This is a genomic window from uncultured Piscinibacter sp., assembly GCF_937952055.1.
Taxonomy (GTDB): domain Bacteria; phylum Pseudomonadota; class Gammaproteobacteria; order Burkholderiales; family Burkholderiaceae_C; genus Piscinibacter.
Map to the genome: position 1 here is coordinate 587,839 of NZ_CALFYO010000021.1, position 16,555 is coordinate 604,393.

The 16,555-nt window shown below is 69.4% G+C and carries 14 protein-coding genes; 5 read left to right on the top strand and 9 right to left on the bottom strand.

Annotated elements, in window-relative coordinates:
• Positions 1-55 precede the first annotated feature (55 nt).
• From Q0599_RS17050 to Q0599_RS17065, 4 genes are read left to right on the top strand one after another with little or no spacing between them, the layout of a single operon-like run.
• Complete coding sequence (locus Q0599_RS17050; RefSeq protein ID WP_298831860.1) at positions 56-1,108, top strand: ABC transporter substrate-binding protein; 1,053 nt, start codon at positions 56-58, stop codon at positions 1,106-1,108.
• The gene (locus Q0599_RS17055) at positions 1,105-1,938 is read left to right on the top strand and encodes an ABC transporter ATP-binding protein (protein WP_298831862.1); all 834 of its coding nucleotides are present in this window, start codon (positions 1,105-1,107) and stop codon (positions 1,936-1,938) included. Before Q0599_RS17050 ends, Q0599_RS17055 begins: the two co-directional genes overlap by 4 nt.
• A complete protein-coding gene (locus Q0599_RS17060) occupies positions 1,935-2,702 on the top strand; it encodes an ABC transporter permease (protein ID WP_298831864.1) in 768 nt (255 codons plus the stop codon). Before Q0599_RS17055 ends, Q0599_RS17060 begins: the two co-directional genes overlap by 4 nt.
• A gap of 14 nt (positions 2,703-2,716) precedes the next feature.
• Positions 2,717-3,211: a nucleoside deaminase gene (locus tag Q0599_RS17065; protein WP_298831867.1), complete on the top strand. Its 495-nt coding sequence runs from the start codon at positions 2,717-2,719 to the stop codon at positions 3,209-3,211.
• Between the two features lie 1,062 nt (positions 3,212-4,273).
• On the opposite strand, the gene Q0599_RS17070 is transcribed toward Q0599_RS17065, so the two are convergent.
• The 7 genes from Q0599_RS17070 to Q0599_RS17100 all read right to left on the bottom strand — a co-directional run bounded on the left by Q0599_RS17070 (position 4,274) and on the right by Q0599_RS17100 (position 10,641).
• The gene (locus tag Q0599_RS17070) at positions 4,274-5,377 is read right to left on the bottom strand and encodes a hypothetical protein (RefSeq protein WP_298831870.1); all 1,104 of its coding nucleotides are present in this window, start codon (positions 5,375-5,377) and stop codon (positions 4,274-4,276) included.
• 606 nt (positions 5,378-5,983) lie between these two features.
• Entirely contained in the window at positions 5,984-6,520 is a 537-nt protein-coding gene (locus Q0599_RS17075) for an OsmC family protein (protein WP_298831873.1), read from the bottom strand.
• Positions 6,521-6,560: 40 nt separating this feature from the next.
• A complete protein-coding gene (locus tag Q0599_RS17080) occupies positions 6,561-7,796 on the bottom strand; it encodes an NAD(P)/FAD-dependent oxidoreductase (protein ID WP_298831876.1) in 1,236 nt (411 codons plus the stop codon).
• A 26-nt stretch (positions 7,797-7,822) separates the two neighbouring features.
• Positions 7,823-8,395 (bottom strand): OsmC family protein, encoded by a 573-nt coding sequence (locus tag Q0599_RS17085; protein ID WP_298831879.1) that lies wholly within the window; start codon positions 8,393-8,395, stop codon positions 7,823-7,825.
• Positions 8,396-8,454: 59 nt separating this feature from the next.
• Entirely contained in the window at positions 8,455-9,333 is an 879-nt protein-coding gene (locus Q0599_RS17090; RefSeq protein WP_298831882.1) for a class I SAM-dependent methyltransferase, read from the bottom strand.
• A gap of 43 nt (positions 9,334-9,376) precedes the next feature.
• Positions 9,377-10,264: a methyltransferase domain-containing protein gene (locus tag Q0599_RS17095; RefSeq protein ID WP_298831884.1), complete on the bottom strand. Its 888-nt coding sequence runs from the start codon at positions 10,262-10,264 to the stop codon at positions 9,377-9,379.
• A 38-nt stretch (positions 10,265-10,302) separates the two neighbouring features.
• Complete coding sequence (locus Q0599_RS17100) at positions 10,303-10,641, bottom strand: DUF2917 domain-containing protein (protein ID WP_298831887.1); 339 nt, start codon at positions 10,639-10,641, stop codon at positions 10,303-10,305.
• Between the two features lie 203 nt (positions 10,642-10,844).
• Between Q0599_RS17100 and Q0599_RS17105 the strand changes: the two genes are divergently transcribed.
• On the top strand, positions 10,845-13,964 hold the full coding sequence (locus Q0599_RS17105) for an AAA family ATPase (RefSeq protein ID WP_298831888.1): 3,120 nt from the start codon (positions 10,845-10,847) through the stop codon (positions 13,962-13,964).
• 15 nt (positions 13,965-13,979) lie between these two features.
• Here Q0599_RS17105 and Q0599_RS17110 read toward each other — a convergent pair whose 3' ends face one another.
• Positions 13,980-14,249 carry a DUF4242 domain-containing protein gene (locus Q0599_RS17110; protein ID WP_298831890.1) on the bottom strand — a complete coding sequence of 90 codons (270 nt, stop codon included), beginning with the start codon at positions 14,247-14,249 and terminating at the stop codon, positions 13,980-13,982.
• A gap of 685 nt (positions 14,250-14,934) precedes the next feature.
• On the bottom strand, positions 14,935-16,389 hold the full coding sequence (locus Q0599_RS17115; protein ID WP_298832755.1) for an aldehyde dehydrogenase: 1,455 nt from the start codon (positions 16,387-16,389) through the stop codon (positions 14,935-14,937).
• Positions 16,390-16,555: the final 166 nt, after the last annotated feature.

The following is a 16,555-nucleotide window of genomic DNA, read 5'->3' on the forward strand; positions in this document are numbered from 1 at the left end:
CGCCGCGCACGCTTCTTGCGACCCGGATCGGTCTGTCCCCGATCCGGAGTCGCCCATGCCCTCGAAACCGTCCACCTCCCGTCGACTGCTGCTGCGCGCGGTGCCCTTGATCGCCGTCGTGCCGAGCCTGGTGCTCGTGGTTCCCGCGCAGGCACAGGAGACACCGGTCAAGTTCCAGCTCGACTGGCGCTTCGAGGGCCCTGCGTCGCTGTTCCTCGTGCCGGCGGCGAAGGGCCACTTCAAGGCCGAGAAGCTCAACGTGACCATCGATGCCGGCAACGGCTCGGGCGGCACGGTCACGCGGGTGGCTTCCGGCACCTACGACATGGGCTTCGCCGACCTGGCGGCGCTGATGGAGTTCCACGCCAACAACCCCACCGCGCCGAACAAGCCGGTGGCGGTGATGATGGTCTACAACAACACGCCGGCCGCGGTGCTGACGCTGAAGAAGAGCGGCATCAGGACGCCGGCCGACCTCGAAGGCAAGAAACTGGGCGCGCCGGTGTTCGACGCCGGGCGCCGCGCGTGGCCGATCTTCGCCAAGGCCAACGGCGTGAAGAACGTCGCCTGGACGGCGATGGATCCGCCGCTGCGCGAGACCATGCTGGTGCGCGGCGACGTCGACGCCATCACCGGCTTCTCGTTCACTTCGTTGCTCAATCTGGAAGCGCGCGGCGTCAAGCCGGAGGATATCGTCATGTTTCCGTACGCGAGTCACGGCGTGAAGCTGTACGGCAACGTGATCATCGCCGGCGAAGACTTCCTCAAGAAGAACCCGGAGGCGGTGAAGGCCTTCCTGCGCGCCTTCACCAAGGGCATGAAAGACGTGATCGCCGACCCCAGGGCGGCGGTGGCCACGGTCAAGGAGCGCGACGGCATCGTCAATGCGGACCTCGAACTGCGCCGCCTGCAGCTCGCACTCGACCAGACCGTGCTGACGCCGGACGCCAAGGCCGAGGGCTTCGGCGACGTCAATGCCGGGCGGCTGGCGCTGATGGCCAGCCAGGTGTCGGATGCCTTCGCCACCAAGGAGCGCGTCAACGCCAACGCCGTGTGGAACGCTGCCTACCTGCCGAGCGTCAGCGATCGGGCCATCTTCAGGAAATGACCGCCTTCGTCGATTTCCACGACGTCTGGCTGGCCTACAACGACGAACTGCTCGCCAAGGGCCAGTTCGCGGTCGAGGCCATCGACCTGACGGTGCGCGAGGGCGAGTTCATCGCCATCGTCGGCCCCTCGGGCTGCGGCAAGAGCACCTTCATGAAGCTGGCCACCGGGCTGAAGCGACCGAGCAAGGGCACCGTGACCCTCGGTGGCCAGCCGGTCGACGGGCCGCTGAAGATCACCGGCATGGCCTTCCAGGCACCCAGCCTGCTGCCCTGGCGCACGACGCTGGACAACGTGCTGCTGCCGCTGGAGATCGTCGAGCCGTATCGGTCGAGCTTCAGGCTCAAGCGCAGCGAGTACGCCGCCAGGGCGCGTGCGCTGCTGGCCAGCGTCGGCCTGGCCGGCTACGAGGACAAGTTCCCCTGGCAACTCTCCGGCGGCATGCAGCAGCGCGCCAGCATCTGCCGCGCGCTGATCCACGAGCCGAAGATGCTGCTGCTCGACGAGCCCTTCGGCGCGCTCGATGCCTTCACGCGCGAGGAGCTGTGGTGCACGCTGCGCGACCTGCAGGCGGCTCGGAAGTTCAACGTCATCCTGGTCACCCACGACCTGCGCGAGAGCGTGTTCCTCGCCGACACCGTCTACGTGATGAGCAAGAGCCCGGGCCGGATTGTCGTCAGGCGCGAGATCGAGCTGCCGCGCCCACGTGACCTGGAGGTCACCTACTCCGCGCCGTTCATCGACATCGTGCACGAGCTGCGCGGGCACATCGGGGCCAACCGCGGTCAACCCGGAAAGCCCGTGGGTGCGACCGGCGAGGTCGCCCCATGACGAAGACGCCCCTCGAACGCGCCGCGCCATTGCTGCTGCTCGTCGCCACCGTGCTGGTCTGGCAACTGATCTGCTCCGTCTTCCACGTCAGCGAGTTCATCTTCCCCAGCCCTGTGCGCATTGCCGAGCAGACCTGGGAGCACCGCGGCACCATCCTCGGCCACGCCTGGCGCACCTTCTGGGTGACGATGGTGGGCTTCGCCATCGCCATCGTGGTCGGCGTGCTGCTGGGCTTCCTGATGGGCAGCTCACGCCTGGCCTACGACGCGATGTACCCGCTGATGACCGGCTTCAACGCATTGCCCAAGGCGGCCTTCGTGCCCGTCCTGGTGGTGTGGTTCGGTATCGGCGTCGGCCCCGCGGTGCTCACCGCCTTCCTGATCAGCTTCTTCCCCATCATGGTCAACATCGCCACCGGCCTGGCGACGCTGGAGCCGGAGCTGGAGGACGTGCTGCGCGTGCTCGGCGCGAAGCGCTGGGACGTATTGACCAAGGTGGGCCTGCCACGTTCGCTGCCCTACTTCTACGGCTCGCTCAAGGTGGCGATCACGCTGGCCTTCGTGGGCACCACGGTCAGCGAGATGACCGCCAGCAATGAGGGCATCGGCTACCTGCTGATCTCGGCCGGCAGCTCGATGCAGATGGGGCTCGCCTTCTCCGGCCTGGTCGTGGTGGGGGCGATGGCCATGGCGATGTACGAGCTCTTCTCGCTGATCGAGAAGCGCACGACGGCCTGGGCCCACCGCGGCTCGCAAGGTCACTGACGTACAGTGCGCCGATGGACGAGCGCACGGAACCGACGGCGCAGCAGGTGATCGCGCTGCTGCGCCGGGCCCAGGGCCTGGCGGAGCGTGCCGTGGCCGCCGGGCATCATCCGTTCGGCGCCCTGCTGGTGGCGCCCGACCACGAGACGGTGCTGCTGGAGCAAGGCAATGTCGACAGCGTCGACCACGCCGAGGCGGTGCTGGCGCGCGAGGCGGCCCGGCAGTTCCCGCCCGAGCTGCTGTGGCGCTGCACGCTGGTCACCACCGTCGAGCCCTGCGCGATGTGTGCCGGGACGCAGTACTGGGCGCACATCGGCCGGGTGATCTACGGGCTGGAAGAGCGCGAGCTGTTGCGCCTGACCGGCAACCACGCCGAGAACCCGACGCTGGACCTGCCCTGCCGCGAGGTGTTCGCACGCGGGCAGAAGGACATGCGGGTGATTGGCCCGGTGCCAGCCGTGGCCGAGGCCATTGCCGAATCGCATCGGCGCTTCTGGACGCTGCGCTGAGAACCAGTCGCGTGCGAGGGGTGGGACCGCCGGCGTCCGGCGGCTCGCGGCCAGGAGCCGTCGGTCATGAACGATGGTGCCCAGCTCTGTCGCTACCACGCCGGGTGGACGCAGGCGGGCTCAGGGGAGCGCTGGCTTATGCCGAGTGGCCGAAGTTCATGGAGGGTCTGCGGGCCGAAGGCGCGGGGATTGTTCGCCCCAACGCCGCCGAGGCGAGGATCGAAGCTTACTTCCTGCAGACGTACGACCTTCCGCAGGACGCTCCGGCACGGGCCGCGATCGCCGCGCCGATGATGATGCTCAAAGCTGCCTCTTTCGGCAGCGTGCCGTTCACGGTTGCCGCGTCCTACGCCGTCTGCGTCGAAGCGTCATCTGACGGCTTGTTGGCGTCAGCGCTGGCACGCGGAAGGCTGCACTCGACCCGAAACGCCTGGGGGGCGTTCCCGCGAGGAGCAACGAAAGCACGTCCAGAACCTCACGCACGACCTCACCGTGCAGGCTTGGCACAAGCTGTGGATCGCCGGTCAGACGCTGCCCCGCGGTACGCGTTGCCAGGCCGCACTCGACGCCCTGTACCAAGGTTCGGAATAGCTGTCCGAAGCGTCGAAGGGATGGGGACAATCCGGGAGCCGATTCGCCGTTGTGGCCGAGGCATTTCTTGCAGGCTCCGACGGACTTCGTGCCGTGGTTGGCAAACCAGCCGCCGATGCGCCTCGTGGAACATTGGGGCCTCGTGGGAACCACCCACGCCGACGACTGCTTCATGCCGGCCAAGTCCATTCAGCGAACGTCGCAGCAGGGTCGGGTTGCGACGGCCGACCCTTCGGATTCATCGCCGGAAATCGGTGTTCAAGGTCCGATGCCCCCAAGCTGCCACTCGCTGATGAGTCTTCGACTTATCGGCGCCTGCCGCCGCCCTGATCTCGTCGCCACAAAGCCGCCCCACGGACCCATGCATAGCCACTCGACGGAGATCCCGCAGCGGTGAGCACACGCGAGTAGGCGGCCGGCCACCGCCCCCCGCTCCCCCAACGGGCCGCAGGCATGCCCCCGTGCGGGTGGTCAGGGGCTGCGTGGCGCCGAGGCCGCCTCGGCCGGGGCGGGGCCGACGATCTGCGGCGCGCGCAGGATGGCGCAGCGATCCCCGTTGCCCGCCGGGCGCTGGGTCAGGACGTAGATCTTCTGCGCCGCCTCCTCGCGCTTGGCCGCCGAGAAGAATCCCAGCGGCCCGGGCCGGTTCTGCGGCCGGTTGTCGATCACGTATTCCGCAACGACGCGATCGCCGCCGCGCACGGTCACGCGCAGTTCGCGGGCCGCCGGCCCGATTGCGCCGTGGCTGCCGCCCGCCCGGACCACGTACTCGCCGGGGACCAGGAGGACGACTTCGCAATGGTCGGGCGGCAGCTTCGCGACCTGCTGGCCTTCGACGCGGAACTCCACGTCGAAGAGCGACAGGGCCTGTATGTCGGTACGCATCACGACCAGCGTGGCCAAGTCGGGCCGCGATGGCGTGTCCGCCGGCGGCCGCGCCGGCTGCACTACCCCTCCCGTCGGTGCCGGCGCCAGCGCCGGCGGCGTGGCGTCGGGTCGCGGGCCGGTACCCGGCAACTGGGTCCAAAAATGACCCGGCGTCTTCGTCCAGCCCTCGGCTTCGAAGCCCTGGCAGCGCAGCACAGCCACGTCGCGCGTGCCCCGCAAGCTGACGATGCCCACCAAGTCGTCGAGGAGGCCGGCGGGTTCGGCCTCGTAGTGGCAGCCCCCCACCGCCAGATCGGCCGCCCGTACGCGCAGCACGTGGCCGCGCCCAGCGCCGTCGACGCGCAACTCGACCACGTTGCCGACCGTGATCGCCAGGTCAGTGTCGACCTGGGCGAGGCTCATGATGTCCTGCGTCGAGCCGTAGAGGCCGTGGCGCACGACGATCGCCCGGCCGGCCGCCACGTCAGCCTCAGTCAGTCCGCGGTCCCGGACCCAGTCCGCCAGATGTGCCCGCGGATAGCCGGGCGCGAAGTCGCCACCAGCGACCTGGTCCGGCGTCAGGACGCGCAGCACCTCGCCGATCGCCAGCGAGCCTTCGGCCGGCTGCTGGCCAGGGGAGGCGCAAGCCACCAGCGTCACCACAACGCACAGCGCCGCTGCGCGCAGACTTCCCGATCGCAACGCCATCCGGCCTCCGTCCGTGCCAACCAACGCCCGCATGCTCGACCTTGGTCGGCACGTCGACCTTGCGTTGACGCAATGACGACGCCAGGCCCTTGACACCGCAGCGTGCGGTGTCAAGGGCCTGGCCGAGAAGACGTCGAGGCGGACAATGTCGCCTGGCCGCTGGGCTTCTGCCGCGCCGGGGCGGATTTCGGCTCGGTGCAACGCGCGCCGGAGGAGGACGGCGAACGCGTTGCGGCCTCCTTCAGGGGCCTGCAGTTCCCAGATGGGTGATGATCTTCTCGATCACGGGCTGGCCCAGGGTCGCTACGCAAGTCTTATGCACCCCGCCGCAGCAGTCCAGGCAGCGCGAGGTTGTCGATCTGCAACCTGGAAGCTGCCCTCCACCAACGACAGTTGATGGCCGGTCTATGCCTGTCGCAGCGTGACCGGAAAGCGGTCATAGGGCCAGAGGCGGCAGAACGTCAGAGATCGCTTTGGAGCACAAGTCTGATTGGCTCAGTTCGGCCAGGAGCCGTCGCAGGCGACAGGCGGCTGTGCGGAAGGCCCGGCAGCGTTCAGTTGCACCCGCTCGCCGGACAGCGCCGGCCGGGGTGATGCAGCGACAGCTCAACCGAGCGCGGGGTTCTCGAGCGCCGGCTCCTGAATCAACAGCTGCGTGCGCACGCATTGCGCGTCGCGCAGCGCCAGAAACCAGGGGTCCATCTGCAGCACGCGCTGCACCAGTGCATCCACCGCCTGCTCGTCGACGTCGGTCTCGATGGCAATCGAGATGCGTGTCTCCAGGGGTGCGGCGCTGCGATCACCCAGGCCGAACAAGGCGCCGTCGTCCATGTCGGTCTCCACCGCCACGTCCACCGTGCGCAAGTCGAGTCCGCTGCGCGCCGCAGCCATCTTGATGCCGATGGCCACGCAGCCCACGATGCCGGCGCGCGCATAGAAGCTGGGCGATGGGCCGGCGCCGTCGCCCCCCATGCGGCTGCCCAGGTCGCTCACCACTTCGTAGCGCCCCTGCTGGATGTGGCACATCAGACCGGTCTCGACCCGCCCGCGGGTGACCGATGTGGTCACGGCGCGCTCGGGGCTGGCCTGCAGTCCGCGCATGAACTGGTTCTGGGCGGTCTGGATCTGTTGGTTGCGGTTCATGGCGGTCTCCTTCAAGGGGCTCAACCAAAGTCGGTCGGCATCAGGCGGCTTGCCGCCCCAGGCTGCGCGCCAGGTGATCGGCCAGTTCGCGCGCGTCATCGCCCACACCATCGAGCAGCGCCGACTTGCGACGCCGCAAGAAAGGCAGGCCCAGCACCACCAGGCCCGGGGCCACGTGGCCCTGCTGATGGCGAAGCCGGCCACGCGTGTCGAACACGGGCAGGCGCAGGCAACTGAAATCGGGCCGGAAGCCGGTCGCCCAGATCACGCTGCGGACCCGCCCGCCCGACAGCGGCAGGCGCAAGGGCGGCATGGCCGGACAACGGGTCGGTGCGAAGCGTTGGGGCGGCGGCACGTGGTCGGGCATGGCCACGGCGGCCCAGGCATCCACGCTGTCGAGCAGGCGGTTCATCTTCAGGTCCGACAGGGCGCACAGGTTGGCCAGGGAGCCTGCGAAGAGGGCGTGACCATCACGCACATCCACCAGCCGACCGGCGATCCGGACGCCGGCGTCCTGCAGGCTGTTGAGGTCCAGCCACTGTCGCTCGGGAGCACCCATCAATTGCAGCGAGGGCACACGCCGCGCGCGTTCGATGTCGTCGACCTCGTCCGCGTGCACGTCGAGCAGTCCGGCCCGGTCCATCCACCACTGGATGTCCCGCCCACGGTAGTGGCGCGGCATGCGGATGTGCTCGCCCACGGCCAGCGTCACCTCGCGCCCGGCGGCGCGAAGCTCGGCCGCCAGTTGCATGCCGCTGGCCGACGCGCCCACCACCAGCACCGGTCCGCTGGGCAGCTGGTCCGGATTGCGGTAGGTCAGTGGCGTGAGTTGCACGACGTCCGACGGCAGGGCCGCCGACAGCGCGGGCACATGGGCCACCTGGCACGCACCGGTGGCGAGCACCACCTGGCGGCATTGCCATTCGCCGTGCTGGGTCGCCACGCGGTAGCCCTCGCCGTGCGGCGTGATCGCGTGCACGCCGCTGCGGGTCTCGATGGGTGCCCGGGCGCGGCCGGCGTAAGCCGATAGGAGGTCCACGACCTCGCTCATGGACATGTAGCCGTCGGCATCCGGCCCGCGGTAGTCATGGCCCGGCAGGCGGCTCTGCCACCGTGGGGTCAGCAGTCGCAGGCTGTCCCAGCGCTGGCTGCGCCAGCTCTGGGCCACCTCGCCGCGGTCGAGCACCACGTGCTCGACGCTGCGCTCGCTCAGGCAGTGGCTCATGGCGAGCCCTGCCTGACCGGCGCCCACCACGACCGTCGTGATCCGTCTCATGGCATGGGCTCCGGCAGGCGTGCGGCTCAGTTGGCGACCTGCACCGACACGTTGATCGGGTTGGTCAGGATGTCGAAGACCGCGGAGCGCTTCTGCGACTGCGCCACCAGCGCCTGCACCTGTTCCGGCGTGGCGTCGGCGTCGATGTCGAAGGACACGCGGATCGCCGAGAAGCCGTTGCGCACGTCCGGGTCCACGCCCAGGATGCCGCGCACGTCGAGGTCGCCCTCGACCGTGGCTCGCACCGAACGCAGCTGGATGCCGCGGTGCTGCGCGACCGCCGCCACGCCACCGGTGAGGCAGCTGGCCAGGGCCGAGAGCACGATCTCGGGCGGCGTCGGGGCGCTGTCCTTGGCGGCGAAGACTTCGGGGTGGTCCGACTCGATGGCGAAGCCGCGCGAGCGGCTGTGCTCCTGGCCGAGGCCGAAGAAGCCGTCGATGGTGTTGCGGCTGTGGGTGCCGCTGATCCAGTCGCAGCGGCTGCGGAAGGTGAAGGCCGCGGCCTGCGGGGCCTGCTCGAAGGCGCCGCGCGCCCCCATGAGGGCATCGACGTTGACGCCGTTCTGGACGGGGTCTCGGGCAAGGGTGGCTTGAGACATGGTGATTCCTTTCGGGGGGAAGTGAAGTCGGGAGGCGATGAGGACAGGTGTCGGGACACTCAGGGGCGCGTGACCGTGACCTTGAGGAACGTGGCCGAGATCGTCGTGGCGTCCTTCGACGGGTTGCGGTTCTCGCGCTCGAACAGGGCGGCGAGCTCGCGCTGCAGTTCTTCCGCCTTGCCTTGTTGCTCGGCGGCGGCGAACGCATTCATCGTTGGGCCGTAGTAGTGGCGGAAGTCGCTGAGGAACGCGGCCGGCGAGCAGTCGGTACCGAAGGTGTAGGCGCTGCGCTCGAAAGCGATCTGCGCGGCGGGCACACCGGCAGCGGCAAAACGCTCGATCACGTTGGCCTCGACGCCCCAGGTCATCGGGCTGATGAACCCGGCCGGCGGCGGCGGCGAATACGCCGAGCTGATCTTCAGGATCTGCGCGACCAGGGTCGGATCGTTGGGGATCCAGTTGCCCATCACGATGCGTCCACCCGGGCGAACGACGCGGACCATTTCCTTGGCGACGTCGAACGGTTTCGGGGCGAACATGGCGCCGAAGATGCTCACGAGCAGGTCGACGCTTTGGTCCTCGATGCCTTGCAGGTCGCAGGCGTCACCCTCCTGGAAGCGCAGGTTCGACAGGCCTTCCGCCTGAGCGCGGCGGATGCCCGCCTGCACGAGCGGGGCGGAGATGTCGACACCCAGCACCTGTGCGCCCAGCCGCGCGGCGGGCACGGCGGTCGTGCCATCGCCGCAGCCCAGGTCGAGCACCTGCAGGCCGGGGCGGATGCCGAGGCCGCGCACGAGGGCGTCGCCGCTTTCGCGCATGGTGCGGGCGATGCGGGTGAAGTCGCCCTTCTCCCAGAGGGCCTTGTTTGGGTTGACGGGGGCCGCGGTGGCGAGGGTTGCGGTGGCGGGGGACGGCGGGGTCAGGGTGGCTTGGGACATGGTGATTTCCTTTCGGGGGTTGATTGACAAAGGGATGGGCGCCTCAGCGCGCGCCCGGAGCGCGGGCCGTGATCAGCCAGGAGGAGCTGTCCATCCACAGTCCCTGGCTGTCGGTTTCAACGTCTGCGAACAGGTCCGCCAAAGCGGCCTCGATCTGCGGGCGTCGTTCTTCTGCGAGCGGCCCGGCCTCGCGGAAGGTCTCGCCAGCCGGCCCGATGGCCAGCTGAAAGGCAATGGCGTCGGCGACCGTGCGGCCCACGAGAACCCGGGCATCGACACGCCGGAACTCGATCTCGGTGAAGCCCGCGGCCTCCATCTGGGCGCGGGTCGTCGCCGGGTCGGCCATCGAGAAGGGCCCGGGCCCGCAGGTCAGCGCATTGGCGCCGGGCGCTGGCAGAAAGCGCAGCACGGTTTCGCGGGCGGCCGTCAGCCAGGGGTTGTCCTCGCGGCGGCGCCATACGATGTGCGCCATGCGCCCGCCGGGCTTGAGTGCCTTGCGCATGGCGCGCAGGCCAGCCACCGGGTTGGTGAAGAACATGGTGCCGAAGCGGGCGAAGACGAAGTCGTAGGCCGCCTCGGGCAGTTCGCGTTCGGCATCGCCTTGCGCAAAGCGCAGGTTGTCGGCGCCGGCCTCGCGGCCATGGCGTTCGGCAATGTCGAGAAAGGCCTGGCAGCAGTCGACGCCCAGCACCTGGCCTTGCGGGCCGACGCGCTGCGCCAGCGCCAGTGCGGTGTCGCCGAAGCCGCAGCCCACGTCGAGCACGTGGTCGCCGGTACGGATGGGCAGCAGGGGCATCACGGCTTCGCTGTGACGCGACAGGCCGCCCACCAGCACGTGCTGGAAGCGCAGGAATTTGGGCGCCAGAATCTGGTTCCAGAACGAGACAATGGCCGTGTCGGCTTCGGGTGCAGCGAGAAGGACCTGGGTCATGACGATCTCCGGTGAATGGGTGGCGCCAGGGGCTGCTTTCAGACCATCAGGCAGCGGGCGGGCTTGAGCGCCTGGATCAGCAGCCCCTGGTGGGTGCCGCAGTGCAGGCTCTCGCCGGGGTCGAGGAAGACATCCACCGGGCAGTGCTCGAAGGTCAGCCAGAGACGCCCTTCGAGGCAGCGGACCTCGCGGCCCTGGGGATGGCGCACGCTGTGCAGTTGCTCGCGCTGCAGCGACAGCACGACGCAAGCGGCCGGTGCGGGCGCTGCTGCCGCGTCGAGGCGGCGGCGCAGCCGGCGAAAGATCTGACGGATGCGGGCGCCAAGGGGCATCGGCGCGGCTGGCAGGGGGGTCGGGAGCAGGGTCGTGGCGTTCATGGTTCGGTCCTTCGGTGTCGTGACCCGGGTGGGTCGTTGTCGATGGATGAACTGTCTCGCCGAGGGGGGCTTGCTGTCCTTTGACGCGCCTAATCAGCGCCTAAACGTTTCTAATCAGGCGCTGCTGCGTGGCCGATGTGCGCTTCGGGCGAACGGTTTGCGGCCCAACGCGGGTATGGTCTCGCCCTGAGGAGATTGCCCCCATGCCCATGCGCTACACCTTTGGCCGCGTCGAGGTCCTGCCGGACCAGCGACTCGTGCTGGTTGACGGTCAGGCCGCGGAGCTGGGTGCGCGGGCTTTCGACCTGCTCGTGTGCCTGATCGAGTCGCGCGATCGCGTGATGGGCAAGGCCGAACTCCTCGAACGCGTCTGGCCCGGGCTGGTGGTCGAGGAGAACAACCTGTCGGTGCAGGTGTCGGCCTTGCGCAAGCTGCTCGGGCGCGAGGCCGTGGCGACCATCCCCGCGCGCGGCTACCGCTTCTCGGCCGCGCTGTCGGTGACCGATGAGGCCGTTGCACCCACCGCGGCCTCGAATGCATCCGCACCCGCCGAGTCGGTGCCGGTGGCCGGCGACGAGCGCCCTGCCGATCTGTTCGTCGGCCGCAAGACCGAACTGGCCCAGTTGATGGCCGCGCTGGACAGCGCGCGCCGCGGCGCCGGACGCATGGTGCTGCTGGCCGGCTCCGGCGGCATCGGCAAATCGCACCTGCTGCAACGGCTGGCGTGGCAGGCCCAACGCGAAGGCGCGGTGGTCGGCTGGGGCCGTTGTCCCGAGGAGGCCGGCGCCCCGCCCTTCTGGGCCTGGCGCCAGTTGATCCGAGGGCAGCTCCATGCCTGCAGCGACGAGCAAGCCCTCGCCCTGCTGGGCAACGGCATCGCCGACATCGCGTCCATCGCACCCGAGGTGGCCGAGCGCTTCGGCCTGCAGGCCGACAGTGCCGTCACGACCGATTCGCAACAGTCGCGCTTTCGTCTCTTCGACGCCGTCGTCGGCTTCTGGCGCCGGGCCGCACGGCGCACGCCGGTGCTCCTGGCGTTCGAGGACCTGCACTGGGCGGATGCGTCCTCGCTGCGGCTGTTGGCCTTTCTGGCCCATGAGCTTGCGGACTGCGCGCTGCTGATCGTCGGCACCTACCGCGACACGGAACTCTCGCGCCAGCACCCGTTGTTCGACACCCTGGCCGAGCTGGCCCGCGCCAGCGGGTGCCAGCGTATCGAACTGCGCGGCCTGAGCGTCGGCGAGACGCAGGAGTTCGCCAGCGCCATCAGCGGCCAGGCGGCCAGCGCGCGCCTGGTGCAGGCCCTGCACACTCGCACCGAAGGCCACCCGCTGTTCCTCGTCGAGACGCTGCGCTACCTCCTCGACACCCAGGGCCCGCAGGGCCTGGGCGCGGCTGGCGAGGACGCGCCCTGGCTGAAGGCCATTCCGGCGGGCGTGCGCGAGGTGATCGGGCAGCGCCTCAATCGACTGTCTGCCGCCGCCGCTCGCACACTGGCGGTGGCAGCGTGCATCGGTCGCCGATTCGACCTGGCGCTGTTGAGCGATCTGGATGCCGACACCGACGAAGAGGCCTTGCTGCAGACCCTGGAAGAAGCCATGGACGAGCACCTCATCGAGCCGATGCCGGACGCGCAGGACTTCCGCTTCAGCCATGCCTTGATCCGCGAAACGCTCTACGACGAGATGCTGCCGCTGCGCCGCGCGCGCCTGCACCTGCGCATCGGCGAGGCACTCGAACAGCGCCACGGCACCGACGACCCCGGCATCTGGTCGCAACTGGCGGTGCACTTCAGCGAAGCCGGCGCTGGCGATGCCGCGCACAAGGCGCTCGACTACGCCGAGCGCGCGGCCGGTCACGCCGGCAAAGTGCTGGCCTTCGAAGAGGCCATTCGCCTGTACGACGTGGCCTTGCAGTTGCTTCAACGACACGCACCGCGCGATCTGCAGCGCCGCTGCCGCGTGCTGCAGGCAATCGGCGACGCACAGCTGTGGCACGGCAACGTGGAAGCGGCCAACGAGCTGTTTCGACAGGCCACCGCGCTGGCGCGCCAGACCGACCAGGCCGATGCGTTCGCGCGAGCAGCCATCGGCTATGCCAACAGCAGTACCCAGGCCAGCCGATCCGGCGAGGCCGCGGTGGCGATGCTGGTGGAGGCCATTGCCGGCTACCCGGCCAACGACAGCGTGCGCGTAGAGCTCGTCTCGCGCCTGTGTGTGGCCTACATCTACTGCGACCGACCCGCCGAGGCCATGGAAGCCCATCGCAATGCGGTGGCGCTGGCGCGCGAACTGGACGATCCGCGCAGCCTGCACATGGCACTGGCGGCCATCTCGGCGGCCGTGTTCTGGCCCGAGATGCTGCACGAGCGGTTGGCCGCAACCCGCGAGGCCTGGGACATCGCGGAACAGCTCAACCTGCGCGAGCGGGTGTCGCAACTGATGGCGTACTTCATGTGCGACCTGATGCACGCAGGCGACAGCCTCCAGCTGGCCAGCGTCTGTGCCCGCGGCCGGGCGTTGGCCACGCAATGGCGTTCACCCTTCTGGCTCGCGGTGTGCCAGCACATGGAAGTGCTGATGGCCATCAACGAGGGCCGCCTGGACGATGCAGAACGCTGGGCCATGCAGGCCTTGCAGAGCGGGCGCGCGGTCGCCGAGGACAAGGTCGTCAGCGCCTTCGGCATGCAGATGTTCTGCCTGCGGCGCGAGCAAGGCCGCTTGCGCGAAGCATTGCCCATGCTGGAGCATTTCGTGCGCACCAACACCGAGGCGCAGACCTGGAAGCCGGGCCTGGCCCTGATCTACGCCGAACTCGACATGCGCAAGGCCTGCGAGGCCGAGTACCACAGCGTGGCCTGGCACCGCGTGCAAGGCCGTCTGAGCGATGCCGCGCGCACCACCTCGGTCATGCTGCTCGCCGAGGTCTGCGTCTACCTTGAGGACCTGACGCGCGCCGGGCAGCTGTACGACCTGCTGAGCGGCCGCGCGGGCATGGCCTTGCTGGGAGACTCGAGCGGCCCTTGCCTGGGGTCAGCCGACCGCTTGCTGGGCAGCCTGGCCACCGTGATGGGGCGCTGGGACGAGGCGCAAGCCCACTTCGAAGCCGCGCTCGCAGCCGACAGCGCCGCAGGTTCACGGGTGTGGGTGGCCCACGGCCACCACCGCTACGCCTGGATGCTGCAGCGACGGGCCCGCAAAGGAGACGCGCGGCGGGCGCTCGCCTTGCTGGAGGTGGCGCTGGCCGAATCCACGGCGCTCGGCCTGCAGGCCCTGACCCCGCGCATCCGGGCGCTCATCGATGCCTCGCTGACCACGAACTGAGTCGCCCCTGGCGCCTCAGGCAGCCGGAACGGGGATGTGCGCGCCGTAGGCCTGCGACACCTCCACGATGGAATCGATCGGCACGCCATTGCGGCGCGCAGCCTCGCGCAGGGCCTCGGGATCCCTGGCCTCGTACAGGCAGTAGGACTTGCGCTTGTCGGCGCTGAGAAACGAAAACACCCAGTTCACGCCGAGTTCGCCATTGATCTCCGAGACGGCACGCACCTTGGCAGCATCGAGGTCGAGGGCTTCGGCAAATTTGCGTTCGACAAGGTACAGCGGCACGTCGCGCTCCTTTGATCAGAGGGGGTGTGGATCGGCACGGGTCGCACCATGGCACGACTCGCCCCTGCGCGCAAGCCGCGCTTCGCCGCGCGGTGGCAATGCCCAGCGCGCATGGGAAACTCAAACGGGCTCTCGAAAGCCCGAGCCAGGCCTGGGCGGACGGCCGGTGCCTGCCTGGATGGCTTGGAACCGGCGCCTGCGCCGTTGCCATGTCCTGACTCGCCTGCCCCGTGACGGTCCGCTTGGGGCCCGTCCGGCCTTGATCTCAGAGCTGACCATGAGTCTTCCGACGTCGAGCCGATAAGCGGCGCAGCGCCATCGCGGCTGCCTCCAGGCAGCGCAGCCCGTGTTGATGAGTCTGCAACCGCCGGCGCGGCTCAAGCGGCGAAGTCGACTCGGCTCGCGTGCCCGACCCTGGGGCGGCGGCTGCGGTTCCCGGCCCAGGTGGGTGAGGCTCCTCTCGATGACCGGCCGCTCGAGGAGCGCCGCGATGATCTTGAAGTCACCGCGGCCGCAGTTCGGGCAGTGCTGCCTTCCGGGGTCGCGGAAGTTCGAGTTCCCTGGGCGAGCGGCTGCTTCCAGGCGGCCGATCTGACCATCCAGATGCCCGGTTTGGGTCGAGCGCGGACGCTGCAGCGAGCCCCGCTCTCTTCACTCGAACTCAACAGGCCACAAGCGCGACCGATCAGAACGGGTAGTGCCGCGGCTGCGTCTGCACCGTGATCCAGCGCAGCTCGGTGAACTCGGCGATGCCGGCCTTTCCGCCGAAGCGGCCCAGGCCCGAGCCCTTCACGCCGCCGAAGGGCATCTGCGCCTCGTCGTGCACCGTCGGGCCGTTGACATGGCAGATGCCCGACTCGATGCGCCGGGCCACGTTCATCGCGCGCGCGATGTCGCGGCCGAACACCGCCGCCGACAGGCCGTACTCGTTGTCGTTGGCGCAGTCCACCGCGGCATCGACACCCTTCACACGCACGATGCACTTCACCGGCCCGAAGGTCTCCTCGTGATAGATGCGCATCTCGCGCGTCACGCGGTCGAGCACGGTGGCGGGCATCAGCGTGTCCTTCGCCTTGCCGCCGCACAAGAGCTTGGCACCCTTGGCCAGCGCATCGTCGATCAGCGCGTTGCAGTGCTCCACCGTGCCCATGCCCACCACCGAACCCAGCACCACCGGCTCGGGCTTGCGCGGATCGCCCAGCGGCAGCTGGCTCGCCTTGCCGACGAACTTGTCGACGAAGGTATCGGCGATCTTCTCGTCGACGATGATGCGCTCGGTGGACATGCAGATCTGCCCCGAGTTGGCGAAGCAGCCGAAGGCGGCCGCGTTGACCGCGTCGTCGAGGTCGGCGTCGTCGAGGATCAACAGCGGCGCCTTGCCGCCCAGCTCCAGCACCACCGGCTTGAGGTACTTGGCGCAGGTCATCGCGATGAGCTTGCCCACGCGCGTGCTGCCGGTGAAGTTGACGCGCCGCACCGCCGGGTGCGCCACCATCGCCTCCACCACCTTGCCGGCGTCGGCCGGCGCATTGGTGATGTAGTTGACGACGCCGGGTGGGAAGCCGGCGTCCTGCATCGCCTCGATGATCAGCTGGTGGGTGCGCGGGCAGTTCTCGCTGCCCTTGAGGATCACCGTGTTCCCGCAGGCCAGCGGCGTGGCGATGGCGCGCACGCCGAGGATGATGGGCGCGTTCCACGGCGCGATGCCCAGCACGACGCCGGCCGGCTGGCGCACGCCCATGGCCAGCGACCCCGGCACGTCGGACGGGATCACCTCGCCGCTGATCTGCGTGGTCAGCGACGCCGCCTCGCGCAGCATGCCGGCGGCCAGCATCACGTTGAAGCCGGCCCACATCGCCGTGCCGCCGGTCTCGGCAGGCACGGCCTCGCAGAACTTCGGCGTCTTCGCCTCCAGCGCATCGGCCGCCTTGAGCAGCAGCGCACGGCGCTCGCCGGGGCCGGTCTGGCTCCAGGTCTTGAAGGCCTCGGCGGCGGCTTCGACGGCGGCCACCGCGTCGGCCTCGCTCGCCGCCGGGGCGCGCGTGGCCACCGAGCCATCCAGCGGGTTGCGGCGCTCGAAGGTGGCGCCCTTCTCGGCCGAGACGGCCAGGCCGTTGATGAGCATCGACAGGTCGGACATGTGGGTCTCCTTGTGGGCAGCTTGAGAGGCGGTCGGGCCCGAGCCCTGACCGAGGTAGGCATGGCGGATGACGGTGGAGCGCGCGAGCAGGAAGGCCGGCCCGCTCGCGACCAGCCTGCCGCGCTCCAGCACGTAGCCGCGGTCGGCCACGGCCAGCGCCTTGCGC